Below are 554 nucleotides of genomic sequence, written 5' to 3' on the forward strand. Positions count from 1 at the left end.
GCTTGATTTGCAACGGTCAGATAGTGGGGGATCGTAAAATTGTTGTTCCATAAAAAGGACGTCACGTCTTTTTGTAACTGATCGGCAATGCCATCGCCATTCCCATCGCCGGTGCCACTGCCGTTGACATTGGGGACATTGTTTTCAACGGTTTGTGGAATGCCATCGTTGTCAGCATCAGGCAGTGTGCCTGACGGGGTTCCAGAGCCATTGTCGCCCTGGTTGAGGACTTCGAGGAGATAGTTTTGTACGAGTGCTGTGCTGGCATTGCCGGCGACATCTTCGACCCGGACCTGGAGGGTGTTACTTCCTGCCAGCAGAGTGGTATCGAGTGACCAGGTGGTCGCTCCCAGAGGAGCGGCTACGGTGACCCATGTATTGCCATTGTCAAGGGAGAGTCGGATGGTTTCTCCCACCTGGAGGGGGCTGTTCAGATTGCCACTGATGGTTTGTCGTGCCGTTGTGGTGGCAAAGTCGGTGGCACTGACGCCGGTGTCGCTGGAGAGGGTAATACCGGTGACGGTCGTCAGTGGTGCGGTATGGTCGACGGTGTA

1 protein-coding gene is annotated in these 554 nt (G+C 55.4%); it reads right to left on the bottom strand.

Annotated features, from left to right (window positions below):
- Window positions 1-554 (bottom strand): Ig-like domain-containing protein (locus ACO0LB_RS20540; protein WP_423052552.1); only part of this gene is annotated, 554 nt, incomplete at both ends.

The sequence above is a fragment of the Undibacterium sp. SXout7W genome (assembly GCF_049339385.1).
GTDB lineage: Bacteria > Pseudomonadota > Gammaproteobacteria > Burkholderiales > Burkholderiaceae_D > Undibacterium.